This window comes from Pseudomonas sp. TE21394, assembly GCF_054057835.1.
In genome coordinates this window covers 24,888-40,595 of the sequence record NZ_JBSRZR010000001.1, presented here as the reverse complement: position 1 = coordinate 40,595, position 15,708 = coordinate 24,888, and the positions used below count along the sequence as shown (strand labels likewise).

11 protein-coding genes are annotated in these 15,708 nt (G+C 63.9%); 8 read left to right on the top strand and 3 right to left on the bottom strand.

The features are described from left to right. Positions 1-190: 190 nt before the first annotated feature. Positions 191-817, top strand: a complete 627-nt coding sequence (locus ACVWZT_RS00180; RefSeq protein WP_457467582.1) for a hypothetical protein — start codon at positions 191-193, stop codon at positions 815-817. A 9-nt stretch (positions 818-826) separates the two neighbouring features. Here the strand turns inward: ACVWZT_RS00180 and trhP are convergent, their stop codons facing one another. After that, positions 827-2,143: a prephenate-dependent tRNA uridine(34) hydroxylase TrhP gene (gene trhP, locus ACVWZT_RS00175; RefSeq protein ID WP_457467580.1), complete on the bottom strand. Its 1,317-nt coding sequence runs from the start codon at positions 2,141-2,143 to the stop codon at positions 827-829. Between the two features lie 133 nt (positions 2,144-2,276). On the opposite strand from trhP, the gene ACVWZT_RS00170 reads away from it, so the two are divergent. Further along, on the top strand, positions 2,277-3,341 hold the full coding sequence (locus ACVWZT_RS00170; protein WP_457467578.1) for an AI-2E family transporter: 1,065 nt from the start codon (positions 2,277-2,279) through the stop codon (positions 3,339-3,341). Between the two features lie 32 nt (positions 3,342-3,373). On the opposite strand, the gene phnX is transcribed toward ACVWZT_RS00170, so the two are convergent. Both phnX and ACVWZT_RS00160 read right to left on the bottom strand, forming a co-directional pair. After that, entirely contained in the window at positions 3,374-4,201 is an 828-nt protein-coding gene (phnX, locus tag ACVWZT_RS00165) for a phosphonoacetaldehyde hydrolase (RefSeq protein ID WP_457467577.1), read from the bottom strand. A gap of 34 nt (positions 4,202-4,235) precedes the next feature. Further along, the gene (locus ACVWZT_RS00160; RefSeq protein ID WP_457467575.1) at positions 4,236-5,342 is read right to left on the bottom strand and encodes a 2-aminoethylphosphonate--pyruvate transaminase; all 1,107 of its coding nucleotides are present in this window, start codon (positions 5,340-5,342) and stop codon (positions 4,236-4,238) included. 111 nt (positions 5,343-5,453) lie between these two features. On the opposite strand from ACVWZT_RS00160, the gene ACVWZT_RS00155 reads away from it, so the two are divergent. From ACVWZT_RS00155 to ACVWZT_RS00130, 6 genes are all read left to right on the top strand, one after another. Further along, the gene (locus ACVWZT_RS00155; protein WP_296230181.1) at positions 5,454-6,317 is read left to right on the top strand and encodes a LysR substrate-binding domain-containing protein; all 864 of its coding nucleotides are present in this window, start codon (positions 5,454-5,456) and stop codon (positions 6,315-6,317) included. Positions 6,318-6,374: 57 nt separating this feature from the next. Then, positions 6,375-7,397 (top strand): AraC family transcriptional regulator, encoded by a 1,023-nt coding sequence (locus ACVWZT_RS00150; RefSeq protein WP_457467574.1) that lies wholly within the window; start codon positions 6,375-6,377, stop codon positions 7,395-7,397. A 115-nt stretch (positions 7,398-7,512) separates the two neighbouring features. Then, a complete protein-coding gene (locus tag ACVWZT_RS00145; protein ID WP_457467572.1) occupies positions 7,513-11,946 on the top strand; it encodes an NEL-type E3 ubiquitin ligase domain-containing protein in 4,434 nt (1,477 codons plus the stop codon). Positions 11,947-12,067: 121 nt separating this feature from the next. After that, a complete protein-coding gene (locus ACVWZT_RS00140) occupies positions 12,068-13,714 on the top strand; it encodes an AMP-binding protein (RefSeq protein ID WP_457467570.1) in 1,647 nt (548 codons plus the stop codon). 13 nt (positions 13,715-13,727) lie between these two features. Continuing rightward, positions 13,728-14,495, top strand: coding sequence for an SDR family NAD(P)-dependent oxidoreductase (locus tag ACVWZT_RS00135; RefSeq protein WP_457467569.1), 768 nt, complete (start codon positions 13,728-13,730; stop codon positions 14,493-14,495). 11 nt (positions 14,496-14,506) lie between these two features. Further along, on the top strand, positions 14,507-15,700 hold the full coding sequence (locus ACVWZT_RS00130; RefSeq protein WP_457467567.1) for an acetyl-CoA C-acyltransferase: 1,194 nt from the start codon (positions 14,507-14,509) through the stop codon (positions 15,698-15,700). The last annotated feature ends 8 nt before the right edge of the window (positions 15,701-15,708 follow it).

Here is a 15,708-nt window from a genome sequence, read left to right as displayed (position 1 = left end):
GGAAAACGCAGGCCAGCAGCATAGCGCAATCGGCCCCTGGCGCGGCGTGGCCTGTTGCAGCTGCCAGGGCTGTCGGGCACCCAGTTCCGCTTAGGTACAGGTTCCGGATGCAGCTGCGTGGCCGCGCGGGCTAACGTTTTGGTGTACCTATCTGAGAGGCTTTAGCATGACCCTATCATTAGAGAGTCTGTTGTACACCAAGAACAATCTGATTGGTATCGGCCCCGACCTGTCTGAACAGGAACGGCTGGACGTGCAGCTGTTGCTGGATCATGCCGATGATTTTGCAAGCCGCTTCCTTGATCGGGAGGAATTGTGGAAGAGCTGGCTCGACCGCTTTCGCAATCGTCTGGAGAAACACGGTTGCGTAAAAACGGATGTCCTGGCGCTGCCGCCCCAGGTCATCAAGGACTATGACGATTTCGCTACCAAGGTCGCGCCCATTGGGACCGGCAATACAGCGACGCAGTTGGCCCAACTGGCGGGTGCATCCATGCAGCAGCTGCGAATCAGTGCCCATGCCAAGAAGTTCTTGCAGTCGGGATGGAAAAACGACGTTGCCTCTTCGTTTCTGGTTACACCTTGCCAGAAAGACGAGACAGGCCAGATCCATCTGGCGGTGTACGACTTCCGTTTCAATGGCAGCGTCGAAATACGCGACTTTGGCTTCTGGAGCGAGACCCAGCGAGACATCGTCGTGTGGAATATTGGCACCGCCTACCGTTTCGATGTGCAACGTTTCGCCGGCTTTCGTGAGCAGATTCGTAAAGAGTTGGCCAGCCGACGGCTTCAGGCCGTTACCAGGATCGAACTGTAGTCATCCGGTTCAAGGCAGGTCGCGCATCAACAGGCCGTACGCCAGGGGCACCTGCTCAGGAACAGGAAGGTAGATGGTGTGGCCATCGCCGGGGGCGACCTTCACGGGTCGCCGCTGGCTGTCGCTCATGTGCTCAAGGTCGAAGTGGTAGTTGCCACGCGGGGTCATCAGCTCCATATGGTCACCCACGGCGAAGCGGTTCTTTACCTTGACCTCGGCCAGGCCATCGACACGCGTTCCGGTCAGTTCGCCCACGAACTGCTGGCGCTCGGATACCGAGTTGCCGCGCTGGTAGTTCTGGTATTCATCGTGCACATGGCGGCGCAGGAAGCCCTCGGTGTAGCCTCGTTGTGCCAGCGACTCGAGGTTGTCCATCAGCGCGCGGTCGAATGGCCGCCCGGCCACCGCGTCGTCGATGGCCTGGCGGTACGCCTGCACGGCACGCGCGCAGTAGAAATGCGACTTGGTGCGGCCCTCGATCTTGAGTGAATGCACGCCTATGCCGGTCAGACGGGCGACATGCTGGATGGCGCGCAGGTCCTTGGCATTCATGATGTAGGTGCCGTGTTCGTCCTCGAACGCAGGCATTTCGCTGCCGGGGCGGTTGCTCTCCTGGAGCAGGAACAGTTGGTCGGTCGGTGCACCCAGGCCCAGGGTCGGTTGTACTTCGCGCACGATGTCGCCGGTCGCATTCTCGATGGCGGGCGTGGCGTCGTACTTCCAGCGGCAGGCGTTGGTGCAGGTGCCCTGGTTGGCATCGCGCTTGTTGAGGTAGCCCGACAGCAGGCAACGGCCGGAATAGGCCATGCACAGGGCACCGTGGACGAACACTTCCAGCTCCATGTCCGGCACTTGCTGGCGAATTTCCTCAATTTCCTCGAGCGACAGCTCGCGCGACAGGATTACCCGGCTCAGGCCCAGCTGCTGCCAGAACTGCACGCTGGCCCAGTTGACCGTGTTGGCCTGCACCGACAGGTGCACCGGCATCTGCGGGAAATGCTGGCGTACCAGCATGATCAGGCCTGGGTCGGACATGATCAGCGCGTCCGGCGCCATCTCGATCACCGGCGCCAGGTCCTTGAGAAAGGTCTTCAGCTTGGCATTGTGCGGCGCAATGTTGACCACCACATAGAAGCGCTTGCCCATGGCATGCGCCTCTTGGATGCCCAGCGCCAGGTTGGCATGGTCGAACTCGTTATTGCGCACCCGCAAGCTGTAGCGCGGCTGGCCGGCGTAGACCGCGTCGGCGCCATAGGCAAAGGCGTAGCGCATGGTCTTGAGGGTGCCGGCTGGGGCCAGCAGTTCGGGCTTGGCGGTAGGGGTCATGTGCGCACCGGGGCAAAAGGCGCGGATGCTAGTGCTCCCGGACACTCCGGGTATTGATCTGCATCAAGCAAAGCGTGGCACTTTTACCCACGCGGTGCGCACTAATATCCCAGAAGCCACGCGAGGACAGGTGATGAACGAAACCGCTTTACAGAACCGAGCCCTGGCAGTGCTCCTGGCGCTGGTGACCATTGCCTTCGTGTGGATCCTGTTGCCTTACTATGGCGCGATTTTCTGGGCGGTAATACTCGGCATCCTGTTCGCCCCGTTGCAGCGCCACCTGTTGATCCGCTTCGGGCGCCGACGCAACCTGGCGGCGGCTACCACCCTGCTGGTGTGCCTGCTGGTGGCGGTGTTGCCGGTCATCATCACCAGCGCCCTGCTGGTGCAGGAGGGCGCCGTGCTGTACCAGCGCATCGAGAGCGGGCAACTGGACATCGCCGGCTATGTCGAGCGCGGCAAGGACATGCTCCCGACCTTCGTCCAGCGCGGCCTGGACAACATGGGCATGGGCAACCTGGACGGGCTGCGCGACAAGATCAGCAAGTGGGCGACCCAGGGCAGCCAGGTGCTGGCCAGCCGGGCGTTCAGCTTTGGTCAGGGCACGTTCGAGTTCGTGGTCAGCTTCGGCGTCATGATGTACCTGTTGTTCTTCTTCCTGCGCGAAGGCGCGGAGGTCGCGCGCCGCGTACGGCTGGCGGTACCGCTGCCCGAGCAGCAGAAGCGCCGCCTGCAGTTGAAGTTCAACCGCGTGGTGCGGGCGACGGTGAAAGGCAACGTGCTGGTGGCCATTACCCAAGGGGCGTTGGGCGGCTTCATCTTCTGGGTGCTGGATATTCCCAGCGCGCTGGTGTGGGCGGTGCTGATGGCGTTCCTGTCGCTGCTGCCGGCGGTGGGTGCGGGCATCGTATGGGCGCCGGTAGCGGCGTATTTTCTGCTGACCGGGGCGATCCTGCCGGGAGTGATCCTCACAGCGTTCGGGGTGCTGGTGATCGGCTTGGTGGACAACCTGCTGCGGCCGATCCTGGTGGGCAAGGATACGCGCATGCCGGATTACCTGATCCTGGTGTCGACCTTGGGTGGGCTGGCCGTGTTCGGCCTCAACGGTTTCGTCATCGGGCCGTTGATCGCGGCGCTGTTCGTGTCGAGCTGGGCGATCTTCGCCGCGACCAAGCCGCAGGTGCAGTTGCCGGAGTAGGGGATGGGCCGCAGCGCGGCCCCGTTGAAGGTTCAGGATGCCTGCGGCATCTCGCCCTTGGCCAGGCGCCGGTTGATATCGGCGACCACTTCGGGCAATTCGTTGATCGTATCGATCAGGTAATGCGGACGGGAGCCGGCAAACAGCGCGTGGATGCGCTGGCGTTCGCTTTCCAGCTTCTCTGCGCTCAGTGCACGGTAGCCCTCCCAGGTCAGCCCCAGGGCATTGCCCGAACACACCAGGGCCACGGTCCACATGCCGGCCCGGCGGCCTTCGAGAATGCCCGGCACGGTGTCGTCGACCTTCACGCAGGCCGCCACATCGTCGATGCCCAGCGCGATCACGTTGGCCAGGGCCTGGGCCGGCCAGGGGCGGCCGTTCGGGGTTTCGTCGGTGGCCACCACGTGGTCGGCCACGTAACCGTTCTGCGCCGCCAGCGCCACCACCTTGTCCATCACCACTTTCGGGTAGCCCGAGCACGAGCCTATCTTCAGCCCGTCGCGGCGCAGCCCGGTGAGCGTATCCAGCGCACCGGGGATCAGCGCCGAGTGCATGGCGATCTTCTCGATCTGCAGCGGCATGAAGCGGTTGTAGATGGCAGTGACATCATCGTCGGTCGGGGCGCGGCCGAAGACCTGGCGGTAACGCTCGGCAATTTCCGGCACATTGCACAGGGTGCGTATGTGGTCCCATTTGCCCATGCCCATCGGGCCGCGGGCTTCCTCGATGGAGACCTGCACATCGAATTCGGCGAACGCTTCGACAAAGATCTGGGTCGGAGCGAAGGAGCCGAAGTCGACCACGGTGCCGGCCCAGTCGAGAATGGCGGCCTGCAGTTGGTTAGGGTTGGTGTAGTTCATGTGCGCTGATTCCTGAATTCGGGTGGGCAACGGGTCAGATATCCAGTACTTCCATTTCCCGCAGCGCGTCGGCCACGGCATTTACGGCGGCTTGCATGCCGTCCACCCCGACCACGCCAATGCAGCCGACGCGGAAGGTTTCGACCTGGGTCAGCTTGCCAGGGTAGAGGATGAAACCCTTGGCCTTGACCCGCTCGTAGAAATCCTTGAACTGGTAGCGGGCATCGTGCGGTGCGTGGAAGGTGACAATGATCGGCGCCTGGATCTCGGCTGGCAGGAAGCTGCGCAGGCCGATGGCGGCCATGCCGGTGAGCAGGGTCTTGCAGTTGTCGGCGTAGCGCTGATGACGTGCTGGCAGCCCACCTTCCTCGTTGTACTGCTGCAGCGCTTCATGCAGCGCGGCCACCACATGGGTTGGCGGGGTGAAGCGCCATTGGCCGGTTCTGGCCATGTAGGCGTGCTGGTCGTGCAGGTCCATGGCCAGCGAGTGGGCATTGCCTTCGGCGGCAGCCAGGGCGGCTTTTTCGGCGAACACGAAGCCCATCCCGGGTACGCCCTCCAGGCACTTGCCGGAGGCGGCGATCAGTGCCTCGAAGGGAATTTCGCGGGCATCGATGGGCAGTGCGCCGAACGAGCTCATGGCGTCGATGATCAGGCGTTTGCCGTGGCCTTTGACCACCTGGGCGATCTCGCGCAGCGGGTTGAGGATGCCGGTGCTGGTTTCGCAATGGATCAGCGCGACATGGCTGATTGTCGGGTCGGCGGCCAGCAGGCGGTCGACATCGGCGGCGGTGGTCGGTTGGTCTTCAGCGGTTTCGAAAGTGCTGTAGGCGCGGCCGAGTACCTTGCAGATTTTTGCCAGGCGCTGGCCATAAGCACCATTGATCAACACCAGGACTTTGCCGTCACGTGGCACCAGGGTGCCGATGGCCGCTTCCACGGCGAAGGTGCCGCTGCCCTGCAACGGTACGCAGTGGTGGCTGGCGCTGCCAGCGATGATCGCCAGCAACTGCTCGCAGACGCTGGCAGTCAACTGGTTGAAGTCGCGGTCCCATGAGCCCCAGTCCACCAGCATGGCTTGGCGGGTGCGGATCGATGTGGTCAGGGGACCTGGAGTCAGCAGAATCGGGGCGTTGCTCATGCCGTTGTTCCTCGCAAGCGGTGGGCTGAAACTACGCGGCTAGGTTGCAATTCCGGCTCTCATCAATCAAATTGTTTGTTGTTATCCAAGCTATAAGTCAGGCCGATACCAATGAACCTGTTTCAGCTTCGCGCTTTTGACGCGGTAGCCCGTGAAGGCAGCTTTACCCGTGCTGCAGCGCGCCTGTTCATCAGCCAGCCGGCGGTGACCGGGCACGTGAAGGCGTTGGAGGAGCACTACCAGATCACCCTGCTGCGGCGTACTGCACGGCGGGTGGAATTGACTGAGGAAGGTACCCGCCTGGCGGCCATCACCCGCGCCATGTTCGGCCTGGCGGAAGAGGCGCAGACCATGCTCGAGGCCAATCGCCAGCTGCTGACCGGCCGCCTGGAGGTGGCGGCAGACGGCCCGCACCGGGTCATGCCGATGCTGGCAATGCTGCGCGAGCGTTACCCAGGCATCACGGTCAACCTGCGTTTGGGCAACGCCCAGGAGACCCTCGCGGCACTGCTTGGCGAGCACGCCGATGTGGCGGTGCTGACCGAGATCGAGCCACGCAAGGGCCTGCACTTGCAGCGCCTGTGCGAGTCGCGGCTGTGCGCCTTGCTGCCGGCGGGGCATGCCTGGGCCAGCAGCGAGGGCGAACTGCCGCTGGCCGCTTTGCACCAGCAGATCATGGTGTTGCGCGAACCGAGCTCGACCACCCGTCGCACCTTTGACAAGGCGTGCAGCCAGGCGGCTGTGCAGCCCCGGGTAGTGCTGGAGCTGGACAGCCGCGAAGCGGTGACCGAGGCCGTGGCCTGCGAACTGGGCGTCGGCGTGGTGTCATCGACCGAGGTGGCCAACGACCCACGGGTAGTGGCGCGGCCATTGGCCGGTCGAGGCCTGGTCAATCAGCACCTGGTCGGTTGCCTGGAGCGCCGTCGGGAGCTGCGCCTGATCCAGGCATTCCTCGGCCTGGCTGCGCAGCTGTGATGGCTGTTTTGCAAGGGGCGACCTAAGATGGCCGATATTGAGCGGACACCATCGTCGATGAGCGAAAAAGACACCATTTCCATGCAGCTGGTGCGTGAGGCACTGTTGCAGACCTGCCCCGCTGGCGAGCCCGACTGCGGCCTGCTGGCCAGGGCCGGCATCGCCGTCGAGCAACTGCACCTGCCACAAGCCCGCGTCAGCGCCGAAGCCTACGCCCGCCTCTGGCGCTTGCTGACGCGGCGCTGCAACGACGAATTCTTCGCCATGGACCCCCGTGGCCTGCGTAGCGGCAGCCTGGCCTTCATGTGCCGGGCCAGCATGGCGCAGCCGACGCTGGGTGCCGGCCTGGACACCGCGCTGGCGTTCCTGTCGCTGATGCTGGAAGACCTGCAGCCGAGCCTGGTGCGCCAGCAAGGCCTGGCCGAGATCGTCATCAACGAACCGCGTGACGCGCCGCGCCGGGCCTTCACCTATTTCACCTTCTGGATGATCGTGCACGGTGTGACCTGCTGGCTGGCCGGGCGGCGCATCCCGATCCTGGCCATCGACCTGCGTTGTGCCGAGCCGCCATTCTGCGATGACTACCGGGTGATGTTCTCGGAGAACTTGCAGTTCGAGCGCCCGCGCACGCGCATGATTATCGCCGCCGACAGCCTTGACCTGCCGATCAGGCGCACGCACGAGGAGCTGCAGCGTTTTCTTGCCGAAGCCCCCGGCAATATCCTGGTCAAGTACCGCGACCCGGCCAGCTTCGCCCGGCGTATACGCCATGACTTGCTGCATCAGGCCCCTGGGCAATGGCCGGATGGCGACACCCTGGCCCGCCAATTGTGCCTGTCACCATCGACGTTGCGCCGCCGTCTTGCCGAAGAAGGGCAGACTTACCAAGGCCTCAAGGACAGCGTGCGACGGGAACTGGCGATTGCCTGGCTGAGCGGGGAAGAGGCTGCCCTGGGCGAGATTGCCGAACGTCTTGGCTTTGCCGACAACAGTTCGTTCTACAAGGCATTCCGAAAGTGGTTCGGCTGCAACCCCGGGCACTACCGCGCCTTGATCCAGGCGCGCGCGCCAGGGCGTTGAGGTACAGGCCTGGCTGCCAGGCGGCAGCGTCCAGGTGCACGAGACGCTTCCCTCTGCGTTGTGCTTTGCCAGTTGTACAGCATGACCGGCTCTGCTCAATACTCAGGAGCCGCTCATGCCCGCTGTCACTGCCAGTCACGATCAATTCATAGCAGCCCGGTTGCCGGCCTGGCTCAAACGCGCTTCGCGAGCCCAGATCAATACCCTGCGTAACAGCCTGAACGCACACCATGCGAGCCAGGCCCGCCTGCGTGAACTGATGCCTGATCTGCTGCCGCCCCCGCAGTTTGCCGAAAAGCGCCTGTCGAAGTTGCTGGATGCACCCTTGCCGGACGGGGTGGCTTTTGCCCAGCTCGAATGGCTTCAGGTTGCACCACGGTTTGCCAGGCTTCCCGGGACACTGATACAGACCTACGAATACAGCGAAAGCCGTGAAAACGGCTTGCAGCGGCTAATGCGCAACTTTGCTGCAGGTACCAGCTACTTCAAAGGCACAGGGCTGGTGCTGCCAGGCCGGGATCAGCCATTGACCGCATCCCTGGAGACATTTATCGCCGCGTGTCGCACGTTGGATGTCGGCCAGCATTATCAGGATGAGCTGCAAAGGATCTTCAGCCCAGCCACCCGGGCGGTCCTGGCCGAGGACAAGCGTTCCGGGTTCAAGCTTGCAATCGAAGTGGCTGCGTTACAGGGCAACATCAGCGCCGATGTGCAGGTCGCCCTGCGTGAGGTGGCCGACGGTAGCCAGGTGCACCACCCGCAAGGGCTCAAGGGGGCGCCAAGGCTGCTGATGATCCTGGGGCAACCGGTGGCTGACGGCCTGCTGATTCAGTTACATGACAACCTTGGGGTGCAGCGAGGCACTGTGCTTTACCTGCCCAGCGATCCACACCAGGCCTTGCGTTATTTCGCCAATGCAGCAGCCATGAACGACGGCATGGCGCAGCAGTTGCAGAAGGCGGCCTACCGGCAGTATTTCACACAGCTGATAAGCCTCAAGCAACGCGCAGGTTTCGTGACTTTGCTGGGCCAACGTCTCAGTGACGAGCAGCCAGACATGCAGCTTGAATGCGTGCCGCAGGAAGGCGGCATCTTCGCCCAGCTGGCTGACTTGCAAGTCCAGCGGGTCAAGGATGACGCACGTCTGTTACTGGTAACGAACGCCGATGCCGATAGCCGCGCCGCAGCGGCTAGGCACGCGGAGTGGAAGGCTGTTGGGTTCGACCTGCTGAACCTGGCCGGGTTCTTCATTCCTGTCGTCGGCGCCCTGCTCATGGGGCAGCTGGTGGTCCAGGTCTGTTCGGATGTGTACGAAGGCGTGACGGATTGGTCCAGGGGGCACCAGCACGAAGCGCTTAACCATCTACTATGCGTTGCCGAGACCGTGGCGGCCACGGCGGCTACCGTAGCAGGTGCCAGCTTTCTGCGCAGCGCGTTCGTCTACAGCCTCGAACCGGTAAGTGTCGGAAACCAGAACAGCCGCCTGTGGCGCTACGACCCCGAGCAATATCAATCCATGCCAGACACCATTCACTTGCATGAGGATGGGCGCTTTGCCGTGGGTGAGCGCCGCTGGATCCGCATCGATGGACGCTATCTGGAGGTGCATGAGCCGGTTGCCGATGGGCCTTATCGCTTGCGCCATGCATCGATGGACCAAGGTTATGGCCCGGTAGTGCTGCATAACGGCGAGCGTAGCTGGCGTCTGCTGCATGAACAGCCGCTGGCCTGGGAGGAACCCGGGCGGATGCTCGATGTGCTGTGGCCACAGCATCCCGCTATCGAGCCTGGGCAGGCAGAGCAGATATTGCGGGTGGCGGGTGTCGATCTGGAGGAGCTGCGGGGTGTGCTGGTGGAGAACCGCTGCGCCCCGGTAAACCTGGGGCAAGCCTTGCGTGCTTTCCAGGCACAGGCACGTATCGAGGCGTTCTTTTCGCGCGCTCGCCTGAATACCCTGATGCCGCCCGACAGTGAGCTGCTGGCTTGGTGTGAGGGCCGGCCGCAGGTTGGCAAGGGGCTGGCCAAGGTGCTGGAGCAGGAAGCTGAATTACGACCGCAATTGTTCGCCCAGCTGACGCAGCAGCCATTTGCCGAGGACCCGCTGACGCTGTTGGTCAGGCGTGACTTTCCAGGGTTGCCTTCGGCCTATGTGAAAGAAGTGGTCGGGCAGGCAAGCCAACTTGAGCGGGATATGGCGCGCGTCGAACAACGCTTGCCGTTGAACTGTGCGCAAGCCGCACGTTCGTTGTTGCGCCTGGCGCGGCTGAACCGGGCGTTGGCCGGGTTATACCTGAGTAGCGGCTACAGCGATGAAACGGGGGAGCTTGCGCTGACGTTGCTCGATAGCCTTGAATTCGAGAACATCGCGATCGACCTGCGTGCGGGCGAGGTGGATGGGCGTTCGATCAAGCTCCTCGGTAGTGCTGGGCAAGGTCAGGCCGACAGGATACTGGTGCGCAGCAATGGCAGGTTCCAGCTTTACAACGGCCTGGGTGAGCAGCAAGCGGTTACCTTGGCCGACCCAGGCTGCATCTTCGAGGCCATCTTCGCAGCGCTGGCACCCGCGCAGCGGCCAGGTATCGACTCGGCGGAACAGTTGCGCGACCAGTTGCTGGCGCAGTTGCCTGCTTCGCATTGGGGCGTGACCCGCATGCTTGGCTGGCCCGAACAGCGCAACTGGTTCAACCCGGGCCGTCGGCTGCAGGATGGACGTGTGGGGTACCCCCTCAGCGACCGTCCTGCCGTCAACCCCAGGGACGAGCAGGCGATCGTTCGCGACCGGCTGCGCGCGCTGTACCCAGGCCTGGACGAGCCAGCGCTGGATGAGGAACTGGCGCGACTGCAGGAGGGCGAGCGCCCGATATTCGAGCGGCTGGTTGAACTCCAGGACGCCCACGACCAGCTGGTTCAGCAGCTGAACCGCTGGGTCGCCAGCGAGTTGCAGGAAAGTCGCCAGGTCGCGCGCAGGTTGAGCGCAGACAGCATTCTTCGGGCATGGCGATTACAAGGTGATGCGGTCGCGGCTGGCGAAGGTCGAGCGCAGGGGCAGCACTTGTCATTGTCAGGCACGCAATTGCGTACGCTGCCGTCGTTACCGCCGCAGATCGAGTTTCATCGGGTTACGGTGCTGAGCCTCCACGATACGCTGGTCAACGATATTCCGGTCGATTTCCTGCGCGCGTTCAGCGCCCTGACCGAGCTGAACCTGAGCGGCAACCAATTGCTACGCCTGCCCTTGGGCATCGCTTATCTGCCGGATGTCCAGGTGTTGCGCCTGGCACATAACCAGATCCGGCTCGATGCCCAGGCAACCGAGATTCTCCATGGTCTGCCCAATCTGGTCCTCCTCGACCTTAGCTATAACCGGCTGGAGGCGCTGGACCTGCGGCTTCACCATTTCCCCCGGTTGACCAACCTGAACCTGCGCCATTGTCGGCTTGGCACCTGGCCACAATCCCTGGAAATGTGTGTTTCGCTCGAGCGTGCCGACCTGCGTGACAACCAGTTGCGCACGGTGCCGGACGAGATCCAGCAAATGCCCTACGCATTCCGCCGCGCCGTCCTGATAGATCGCAATCCGCTGTCGAACATTGCGTTGCAGCGGTTTCATGCCCTTGACGTGATCAATGAACACGGGCACCTGCCTGAGACCGCCTGGCCGGTGGTAGACCTGCCTCGGACGCTGACGCTTCTGCTTGCTGATGCAGACGCAGCAGAACAACTGCTACGGCAGGGCCTGTGGCAGCGAATGCAGCAGCAACCGGCGAGCAACCGGTTGTTCAGGCTGTTGGCCCGTCTGGAATTCACCGCAGACTATCGTCAGGCGGGAGCGGCACGAACAGAAATGGTCGAGGGCGTGTGGAGATTACTGGGTGCGCTGGACGCCGACCCGGTACTGTGCGCACGGATCTTCGAACGTGCCGGCCTGCCCCTGTCCTGTTCGGATGCGGTCGCCAGCCACTTCAGTGCCCTGCAACTGGAAGTCATGCAGGCCCAGGCGGAAACCCAGGCGCTCGAACCGCAGAACAGAAACCGGTTGCTGGCACTGGGTCGACAGCTGTTGCGCCTGGAGCAGCTTGAGGGGATAGCTTATCGGGATGGTCGGCAGCGCCTCTTGGCTGGCCTGCATGTCGACGAACTGGCCTTGCCGCTGGCCTACCGAGTGCGCCTGCGTGTTCGCCTGGAGTTGCCCTGCCAACCCCATGCGATGAACTACCCCGATGCGGTGGAACTGGCAGATTCGCAGGTCGAGGAGGCATTCCGGCGGGTGACTCACGCTCAGACGATCAGCGCCCTGACCGATAGCCTGAGCCAGCGTGAATTCTGGCGCCGTTATCTGCGTCAGCACCACCAGCAGATGTTCGCCGCCCTCGCAGCTGACTACAGCCAGCGCTCGGTCCGGCTTCAAGCGCAGAGGCCTGCCCTGGGGCAGGCTGAATACCAAGCGCAACTGGGTCGGCTGCGCAACCGGGAAGTCGTGGATATCGAGCGCCTGATCAGCGGGCTGACCGAGTCCTATCTGCGCGCTGTTGAGCGCGGCGAGGGTTGAGCCAAGGCGGCCAAACCGGTCATCCAGTTTGACAGCTTTGGCCATTGTCGCCATGCCTTCGCGGCGCGAACATCGTCGGACCGATGGCTAACTCCAAAAACAACAAACCAGGAGTCCGACGATGCGTGATTACGCCGAGGCCGTTCGTGCATTCGACCATGACCAGGCAGCTGCTGCGGCGCTGCATGGTGACCTCGCTGCCCTCAATGCCTGTGTCGAATGCTGCGACCGCCATGCCGGGGACGGCAGGCTGGCACTGACCTGCATGGACCGTGACGGCAGCACTGCGCGGTACAGTTTCGACCAGCTCAGCGACCTGGCTGCCCGTTTCGCCACAGTGCTCAAGGCCCAAGGTGTGCAAGCGGGAGATCGAGTCGCTGGCTTGATGCCGCGTACTGCCGAACTGTTGATCACGATTCTTGCCACCTGGCGTCTCGGGGCTGTGTACCAGCCACTGTTCACCGCCTTCGGCCCCAAGGCCATCGAGCACCGTCTGGAACAGTCCCACGCCCGTGTGGTCGTCACCGACAGCAACAACCGCGTCAAGCTGGACGATGTTCACGGCTGCCCGACCGTCATCACGGTCAACGCCCGCAGTGGCGAGCTGGATTTCCAGCAGAGCCTGGCCAGCGCAACGGAGCGCTGCGAGCCGGTGATGCGTTCGGGTAACGACCCATTCCTGCTGATGTTCACATCCGGCACCACTGGCCCGGCCAAGCCGCTGGAGGTGCCGCTGCGCGCGATCGTCGCGTTCCAGGGCTACATGCGTGACGCCATCGGCCTGCGCCCGGAGGACAACTTCTGGAACCTGGCCGACCCGGGCTGGGCCTATGGCCTGTACTACGCCGTTACCGGCCCGCTGTCGCTGGGCCATGCCACTACCTTCTACGACGGCCCGTTCAGCGTCGACAGCTGCGCCCGGGTGATTGATACACTGGGCATCACCAACCTGGCCGGTTCGCCTACCGCTTACCGTCTGCTGATTGCCGCCGGCGACGACTTCGCCAGGCCGGTCAAGGGCCGCCTGCGCGTGGTCAGCAGCGCCGGCGAGCCGCTCAACCCCGAAGTGATCCGCTGGTTTGCCGACGCGCTGGGGGTGACCATCCACGACCACTATGGCCAGACCGAACTAGGCATGGTGCTGTGCAACCACCATGGCCTGCAGCACCCGGTGCACCTGGGTTCGGCCGGCTTCGCCATACCTGGCCACCGCATCGTGGTGCTGGACGAGCAGGGCAACGAACTGCCCGCCGGCCAGCCGGGCATCCTTGCCGTCGACCGCGAACAGTCGCCGCTGTGCTGGTTCGCCGGCTACCACGGCCAGCCGACCAAAGCCTTCGTCGGCAAGTACTACCTCAGCGGCGACACCGTAGAACTGAATCACGACGGCAGCATCAGCTTCGTCGGTCGCAGCGACGACGTGATCACCACTTCGGGCTACCGGGTTGGCCCGTTCGACGTGGAAAGCGCGCTGATCGAACACCCGGCAGTGGTCGAGGCCGCCGTGATCGGCAAACCGGATCCTGAGCGTACCGAGCTGATCAAGGCCTTCGTGATCCTGGCCAGCGGCCATGTCGGCAGCGCCGCGCTGGAGGAAGCCCTGCGCCAGCACGTGCGCCAGCGGCTGTATGCGCATGCCTACCCCAGGGAAATCGAATTCGTCAGCGAGCTGCCCAAGACCCCGAGCGGCAAGCTGCAACGCTTCATCCTGCGTAACCAGGAAGTTGCCAAACAACAAGCGCATCAGGCCACCCCTGCCGGCGCCTGAAAGGAAACCGAACATGCAAATAGTCAACAAGCACTTCATTGTCAGCGGCGCCGCCTCCGGGCTGGGCGCGGCCTCCGCGCAGATGCTGGTCGAGGCCGGCGCAAAGGTCATGCTGGTCGACCTCAATGCCCAGGCTGTCGAAGCCAAGGCCCGCGAGCTAGGCGAAAACGCCCGCTTCGCGGTGGCCGACATCAGCGACGAGCAGGCTGCCCAGGCAGCGGTCGACGCGGCTATCAGTGCCTTCGGCAGCCTGCACGGGCTGATCAACTGCGCCGGTATCGTCGGGGCCGAAAAAGTGCTCGGCAAGCAGGGCCCGCACGGCCTGGCGAGCTTTGCCAAGGTCATCAACGTCAACCTCATCGGCAGCTTCAACCTGCTACGCCTGGCCGCAGCGGCCATGGCCGAAGGTGCGGCCGACGAGGGTGGTGAGCGCGGGGTGATCATCAACACCGCTTCCATCGCCGCCTTTGACGGCCAGATCGGCCAGGCCGCCTACGCGGCCTCCAAAGGCGCCATCGCCAGCCTGACCTTGCCGGCGGCACGCGAACTGGCGCGCTTCGGCATCCGGGTGATGACCATCGCCCCCGGCATCTTCGAAACCCCGATGATGGCCGGCATGAGCGAGGAAGTACGGGCATCGCTGGCAGCCGGCGTGCCGTTCCCGCCACGCCTGGGTCGCCCACAGGAATATGCCGCGCTGGCCCGCCACATCATCGAGAACAGCATGCTCAACGGCGAGGTGATCCGCCTCGACGGTGCACTGCGCATGGCTGCCAAGTAAGGAGAACCAACATGACCCTTGCCAACGACCCGATCGTAATCGTCAGCGCCGTGCGCACGCCCATGGGCGGCCTGCAGGGCGACCTCAAGAGCCTGACGGCGCCACAGCTGGGCAGCGCGGCCATTCGCGCTGCCGTCGAGCGCGCCGGCATCGATGCCGGCAGTGTCGAGCAGGTCCTGTTCGGCTGCGTGCTGCCGGCCGGCCAGGGCCAGGCGCCGGCCCGCCAGGCGGCGCTGGGGGCCGGGCTGGACAGACACACCACCTGCACCACCCTGAACAAGATGTGCGGGTCGGGCATGCAGGCGGCGATCATGGCCCATGACCTGCTGCTGGCCGGCACCGCCGATGTGGTAGTGGCCGGTGGCATGGAAAGCATGACCAATGCCCCCTACCTGCTGGACAAGGCCCGTGGCGGCTATCGCATGGGCCACGGCCGGGTCGTCGACCATATGTTCATGGACGGCCTGGAAGACGCCTACGACAAGGGCCGGCTGATGGGCACCTTCGCCGAAGACTGCGCCCAGGCCAATGCCTTCAGCCGTGAGGCCCAGGACCAGTTCGCCATCGCCTCGCTGACCCGTGCCCAGGCGGCGATCAGCAATGGCCGTTTCGCTGCCGAGATCGTCCCGGTGGAAGTCACCGAGGGTAAGGAAAAGCGCCTGGTCAAGGATGACGAGCAGCCGCCCAAGGCCCGCCTGGACAAGATCCCGCAGCTGAAGCCGGCGTTCCGCGAAGGCGGTACGGTGACGGCGGCCAACTCCAGTTCGATTTCCGACGGTGCCGCGGCGCTGGTGCTGATGCGCCGCTCCGAAGCCGACAAGCGTGGCCTCAAGCCGCTGGCGGTGATCCATGGCCATGCCGCTTTCGCCGACACCCCGGCACTGTTCCCCACCGCTCCGATCGGCGCCATCGACAAGCTGGTGAAACGCACCGGCTGGAACCTGGCCGAGGTTGACCTGTTCGAGATCAACGAGGCCTTCGCCGTGGTTACCCTGGCGGCCATGAAGCACCTCGACCTGCCACATGACAAGGTCAACATCCACGGTGGTGCCTGCGCCCTTGGCCACCCGATCGGCGCCTCCGGCGCACGCATCCTGGTGACCCTGCTGTCGGCCCTGCGCCAGAACAACCTGCGCCGCGGAGTGGCGGCCATTTGCATCGGCGGTGGCGAAGCCACGGCCATGGCTGTCGAATGCCTGTACTGAGGTGAACC

Bases quoted from the DNA above. Each gene is read 5' to 3' on its own strand.
- trhP (WP_457467580.1), bottom strand. From the start codon at position 2,143: ATGACCCCTACCGCCAAGCCCGAACTGCTGGCCCCAGCCGGCACCCTC.
- ACVWZT_RS00170 (WP_457467578.1), top strand. From the start codon at position 2,277: ATGAACGAAACCGCTTTACAGAACCGAGCCCTGGCAGTGCTCCTGGCG.
- phnX (WP_457467577.1), bottom strand. From the start codon at position 4,201: ATGAACTACACCAACCCTAACCAACTGCAGGCCGCCATTCTCGACTGG.
- ACVWZT_RS00160 (WP_457467575.1), bottom strand. From the start codon at position 5,342: ATGAGCAACGCCCCGATTCTGCTGACTCCAGGTCCCCTGACCACATCG.
- ACVWZT_RS00155 (WP_296230181.1), top strand. From the start codon at position 5,454: ATGAACCTGTTTCAGCTTCGCGCTTTTGACGCGGTAGCCCGTGAAGGC.
- ACVWZT_RS00150 (WP_457467574.1), top strand. From the start codon at position 6,375: ATGAGCGAAAAAGACACCATTTCCATGCAGCTGGTGCGTGAGGCACTG.
- ACVWZT_RS00145 (WP_457467572.1), top strand. From the start codon at position 7,513: ATGCCCGCTGTCACTGCCAGTCACGATCAATTCATAGCAGCCCGGTTG.
- ACVWZT_RS00140 (WP_457467570.1), top strand. From the start codon at position 12,068: ATGCGTGATTACGCCGAGGCCGTTCGTGCATTCGACCATGACCAGGCA.
- ACVWZT_RS00135 (WP_457467569.1), top strand. From the start codon at position 13,728: ATGCAAATAGTCAACAAGCACTTCATTGTCAGCGGCGCCGCCTCCGGG.
- ACVWZT_RS00130 (WP_457467567.1), top strand. From the start codon at position 14,507: ATGACCCTTGCCAACGACCCGATCGTAATCGTCAGCGCCGTGCGCACG.